Origin of the sequence: Nocardia sp. NPDC058497 (genome assembly GCF_042720195.1) — a bacterium.
Classification (GTDB): Bacteria; Actinomycetota; Actinomycetes; order Mycobacteriales; family Mycobacteriaceae; genus Nocardia.
Genome location: NZ_JBHXMY010000498.1, coordinates 1 through 4435, shown reverse-complemented (window position 1 = coordinate 4435; position 4435 = coordinate 1). Strand labels below are relative to the sequence as shown.

Here is a 4435-nt window from a genome sequence, read left to right as displayed (position 1 = left end):
GCTCATCGGCGTTGAGTCCGGCCAGCACCCCGCCGATCACCGCGCCGTCGCCGTCGAGGGCGACCAACGCTGCCGTGCGCGCCAGCACCAATGACTCGAAACTGGTGTTGCGCCGGGTCATCACTCGCCAGGTATCTCCGCGCACCACCGCGGCACCGAGCACTTGCTGCCGGTGGGCCTTGATCATCCGCTCGGCGATCGCCGGCCCGTTCAGCCCCGCCATCGACCCCCACTCGGCGAACCTCGCGAGTTCTGCCTCGGTCTGCGCGGGCCGTACCTCGATGGGGCCTTTCAGAGCCTTTCGCCACCAGTGCGCCAAGCGGCATACATGTGCCGGTCGCGGTCGCGATCGCGTTGTGCCGCAGTTCTCTTCTTCTCGTTTTCGGACGTCGCGTTCGAGATTTCGGCACCTACGCCTCCTGGGACAACAACCAATGATGTTGTCGACCAACGGTATGCACGCCCAACGCCGTCGTGACGGCTGCAGGTCCATGGCACCGATCACAGCCCGATCCTCTGGCGCCAGTGCGACCGATGTGTTTCCAACCTGCACAACGTTTCCCGGCCAGACAGTCACGACAACGGGAGGGACTCAACGACGCCGACGGCGGGCCAGGCGCGCCCCCTGTGCGGTGATCTTCCCAGTCCGTCCGAAGCCGAGTCTCGCGTGGCGCGGGCTCGAACCCGCCGCGAAGCCCCCACCACCTTCATCGATCGGAGCCGCATGCATCACGTCGCCCTCCCGCGAGTTGTCCGTGTTACCCCGGTCCGTACCTCGGTGACCGGTGTCTGGGGTGCTCATCGGGTCCGCACCACCACACCGTGCTGTTCGGCGCCGGTGCGCCTGATCAAACATCCCGACGCCGAAAAGCAGTGCCCTCGCTGTGCCCGCATCCACAAACACAGCTTCAACCAGGCCAGCGACGAGGTGACCTGGATCGAGACCGGCAGGTTGGCATGAACCACCCACCACTGCCGCATCTGCCCGTCCCGCTGCTCCGGCTTCACGACCGCGACGGCGCCCACGTGCACATCAGCACCGACGGCTACTGGGTCCGCCTACACCTGCACGACACCCTCGACGGTCAAACCCGCTGCCAGCTCATCGATCTCGACCGCACCGAAGCCGACCGGCTCGCCGCCGCCCTCGCTGCCCGCCATCATCCGCGACCGGCCCGCCGGTTCACGTTTCTGCGACTTCTCAGGAGGATCCACCGCTCATGACCCAGCCCCTGACTATCCCGCCGCTGCGCTACCGGCTACGCGCCGCGATCGCCCAACTCCGCACCCCTGCGTCCACACCGGCGCGCCCGGCACCCGCGGCGTCGATAGCGATCACCGCCGAACTGCACGCCGCGCACCTCCACGGCGACACCATCACCGTGCGCACCCGCGGCGGGCACACCCTGCCCACCACGACAGTCACCACGGTCGGTTCCCGCTACACCGTGCTGACCACCGAACCCGGTGAGCGGGTGATCCTGCCGCTGCGTTTCATCGAATCCGTCCAACGCCACACCCGCACGACAACCGAGGAACCGGCGTGACCATGCCGACCAGCCTCGCCGCCGACGACCTACCCGACCCTGGTCGATGGACCGCACGAGTACACCCAGTGCTGGCCGCGACCGAGGTCGTGATCGTGGGCTGGCACAGCGCATTCGCCCACCCACCGGCCGCGGGCACGAAACTGGCCGTCTTCCCCGAGACCGCCGACCACGACTTCGGGCGCCGCCCGGTGATGGGATTGGTGCGCGTCGAACACGCCACCCTCACCCACAAGATGCGCGACGGCATCGCGATCCCGCACTGGGTGCCCGACCCGATCCGTGACGGGCTCGACGCGGTCTCGTGGCGGTTGATGCCGGCCGAACCGGACGGGGAAAGCTGGGTCATCGCCGGTGGTGCGTGGGCCTACAGCGGTCACGACGCGGTCCTGCCCGCCACCGTCATCGCCGCGACACTGTCCCCGCCTGCGCTGGTGCGGGTCTACGGGCACAACCCCCACACCGGCCACGAGTGGATCACGACCTCATGATCACCGACGTCAAGCAGCTCAACGCCTGGCTGCGCGCCCAAATGCCCGCCCTCGACGAGACCCGCTATCTGCCGTGGAACGCCGGAACACCGACTGTCGCCTCGCTGGTCACGCTGATCCACCTGCGCGTCCAAACCCCGTCCAACCCGGACCGGACCACCACCGTGGTCCTGGTCGCCCACCCCAATCCCACCGACGACACCGAACCCGGTGCCGCATCAGCAGGTTCGAGGCCCGTTTGCCTACCACACCCCACTCCCCCACATCCCGGCCGCCAGCGGCCGAGCGTGTTCCGATCCCCGCGCGCTTGGCACACGCGCCGATCTCGGCCGGACTCGTAGTCCCCTACATCACTCTCGCCCACCGGGATCGGACCCGTCCGGTGTGGGGCAGGATCGACCCCCACCGCCTTGGCGAGGTCCTGCGCCATAGGCGTTGTCAGGTGTGCGGGGAACCGCTCGACGACACCCTGGTGTTGATGATCCGCCCGTCCGACTACCTGCGTGGCGTGGCGGTCGAGCCCGGTTTGCACCCCGAATGCGCCTGGTACAGCCGTCGCGCGTGCGTGATGCTGGCCGGGCACGTCGACCGCTACAACCCCGCCGGTAACACCCCGCTCAACCGGTGCGGCGACCCGCTGTGCCGTTGCCGGTACTGGGCGCCCGCCGAGAACACCTCGCCGGGCCGGGAGGGCAAACCAGCCGAAGCCTGGTACGAGGCCTGGATCCGGCTCGACGACTACGACGTCTTCACCGTCCCGGCCGACGAGTCCGGTCCCGCGGCCACCGGTATCCCGCTTCGCGGGGTGCGATTCCTGCGGTTGCGCAAGGTCCGCGACCCGGCGCCGAACTCCGAGGGTTCCCAGCCGATAGACTTGCTCGCCGCGTTCATCGCCGCCCGGAAACTGTGGGAAACCATCGACTCCACCGACGACTCCGAAGCGAATCCCTGACTGACGCTCGGTCCGGCCTCGCTAAACAACGGACTGCCTCACCTCTTGCCGGCACGAGCACCGGTAGTGGGGCGCGCTCACGTATCCACATGTTGTGGATACCCCTGTGGACAACCACAACAGGAGCCATCACACGCCTCCAGCGTGTCATTGCAGTCCCCGGGGCCGGTCCTCCACCCTCGAGCGTGCTCCAAGCGCCCAATCCGGCCGAGTTCGATTCCGCCGCGACCGGTTCACCGACCGAAAGTGATTGTGCCCCTGTGATGCTGACTCGAATCCGCGACCACCGCCGAGACAAACGCCGCCGCTACGGCACATCCGGGCTGATCGGGCTCTCCTTCGACTGGATGACCTTCGACGCCGCCCTCGAAATCAGCTACGGCGGTCCCGGCGAAAACCACCTCACCCTCCGCGTCTACAACGCCGACAAGGCCAAAGTCGGCACGGTCACCACCACGTTGCGCCACCGCGACGCCGTCGCCGTGAGCGACGCCCTCGCCTCCGCCCAGCACATCAGCCGCGCACTCGGCCAGCCCTGAACCCGCCAGCACCTGCGGCGATCGCCGTTGCCGCACTCCTCACCGCGACCGCGGGGCCGAGCGACGCACCGACCGTCCTCCCACAGCCCCAGCCGCGGCCCCGACTTCGAGAGGACTTCATCGACCATGGACCCATCCAGCTCCGCCGACAAGCGGGCCCAACAATTGGCGTGGGCGATCTTGGCCCGCGCCGCCCTCACCCACCGAGGCGCGGTCGCGGTCCTGCTCGCGGCGCAGGGTCCCGCCGGCGCCGCCGACATCCTCGCCCACGCCACCCCCGGCCTGACGGTTCGCGCCGGAGCCGACGTCGCCGATGCGAACCGGATCGGCGCCAGGCTGATCACCCCCGAGGACCCCGAGTGGCGTCGCCAGCTCACCGAGTTCGACGACCCCGACACCAACCGCTACGGACCGGTGGCGCTGTGGGCGCGCGGAGCCGGACGCCTCGACGCACTCCTCGCCCCCAGCCTGGCGGTGGTCGGCGCGCGGGACTGCACCGACCACGGCCGCGCCGCCACCCACCAGTTCACCTCCTCTGCCGCGCGGCAGGGGTGGACGATCGTGACCGGGGGCGCGTTCGGTGTCGACACCGCGGTGCTGGAGGCCACGCTCGGCGTGGACGGGTCCGCGGTCGTGGTCACCGCCAGCGGTCTGAGCCACGCCCACCCCATTGCGAACCGCGAACTGTTCGAAAAGGTCACCCAGCGAGGGCTGTTGGTCTCGGAATACCCGCCGTTCGACCGCCCGACCCGCGACCGATTCCTGCACCGCAACCGGATCATCGCCGCCCTCGGCCGAGCCGGGATGGTGGTGCCCGAGGCCGGGATCCGCAGCGGCACCCTCAACGCCGCCGACTGGGCCAACCAGCTCGACCGGCCGGTGTTCGCCCTGCCCACTCCCACATCG

9 protein-coding genes are annotated in these 4435 nt (G+C 69.2%); 6 read left to right on the top strand and 3 right to left on the bottom strand.

Annotation, left to right across the window (positions count from 1 at the left end; translation table 11 throughout):
* The 3 genes from ACFWPJ_RS25825 to ACFWPJ_RS25815 form a co-directional block, all read right to left on the bottom strand.
* Positions 1–223: hypothetical protein (locus tag ACFWPJ_RS25825; RefSeq protein WP_378855011.1), on the bottom strand; the 223-nt coding region annotated here is incomplete at its 3' end.
* A gap of 575 nt (positions 224–798) precedes the next feature.
* Positions 799–1026: a hypothetical protein gene (locus tag ACFWPJ_RS25820; RefSeq protein WP_378855009.1), complete on the bottom strand. Its 228-nt coding sequence runs from the start codon at positions 1024–1026 to the stop codon at positions 799–801.
* Between the two features lie 33 nt (positions 1027–1059).
* Positions 1060–1215 carry a hypothetical protein gene (locus ACFWPJ_RS25815; RefSeq protein ID WP_378855007.1) on the bottom strand — a complete coding sequence of 52 codons (156 nt, stop codon included), beginning with the start codon at positions 1213–1215 and terminating at the stop codon, positions 1060–1062.
* 5 nt (positions 1216–1220) lie between these two features.
* Here ACFWPJ_RS25815 and ACFWPJ_RS25810 point away from each other — a divergent pair, with 5 nt between their 5' ends.
* The 6 genes from ACFWPJ_RS25810 to ACFWPJ_RS25785 form a co-directional block, all read left to right on the top strand.
* A complete protein-coding gene (locus tag ACFWPJ_RS25810) occupies positions 1221–1547 on the top strand; it encodes a hypothetical protein (protein ID WP_378855005.1) in 327 nt (108 codons plus the stop codon).
* On the top strand, positions 1544–2038 hold the full coding sequence (locus tag ACFWPJ_RS25805; RefSeq protein ID WP_378855003.1) for a hypothetical protein: 495 nt from the start codon (positions 1544–1546) through the stop codon (positions 2036–2038). Before ACFWPJ_RS25810 ends, ACFWPJ_RS25805 begins: the two co-directional genes overlap by 4 nt.
* Positions 2035–2379: a hypothetical protein gene (locus ACFWPJ_RS25800; RefSeq protein ID WP_378855002.1), complete on the top strand. Its 345-nt coding sequence runs from the start codon at positions 2035–2037 to the stop codon at positions 2377–2379. The genes ACFWPJ_RS25805 and ACFWPJ_RS25800 overlap by 4 nt, the downstream gene beginning before the upstream one ends.
* A gap of 101 nt (positions 2380–2480) precedes the next feature.
* The gene (locus tag ACFWPJ_RS25795; RefSeq protein WP_378855000.1) at positions 2481–2990 is read left to right on the top strand and encodes a hypothetical protein; all 510 of its coding nucleotides are present in this window, start codon (positions 2481–2483) and stop codon (positions 2988–2990) included.
* Positions 2991–3253: 263 nt separating this feature from the next.
* Positions 3254–3529, top strand: coding sequence for a hypothetical protein (locus ACFWPJ_RS25790; protein ID WP_378854998.1), 276 nt, complete (start codon positions 3254–3256; stop codon positions 3527–3529).
* 126 nt (positions 3530–3655) lie between these two features.
* Positions 3656–4435, top strand: a 780-nt coding sequence (locus tag ACFWPJ_RS25785; RefSeq protein WP_378854996.1) for a DNA-processing protein DprA, incomplete at its 3' end; no start/stop codon positions are given.

Bases quoted from the DNA above. Each gene is read 5' to 3' on its own strand.
- ACFWPJ_RS25790 (WP_378854998.1), top strand. From the start codon at position 3,254: ATGCTGACTCGAATCCGCGACCACCGCCGAGACAAACGCCGCCGCTAC.
- ACFWPJ_RS25810 (WP_378855005.1), top strand. From the start codon at position 1,221: ATGACCCAGCCCCTGACTATCCCGCCGCTGCGCTACCGGCTACGCGCC.
- ACFWPJ_RS25800 (WP_378855002.1), top strand. From the start codon at position 2,035: ATGATCACCGACGTCAAGCAGCTCAACGCCTGGCTGCGCGCCCAAATG.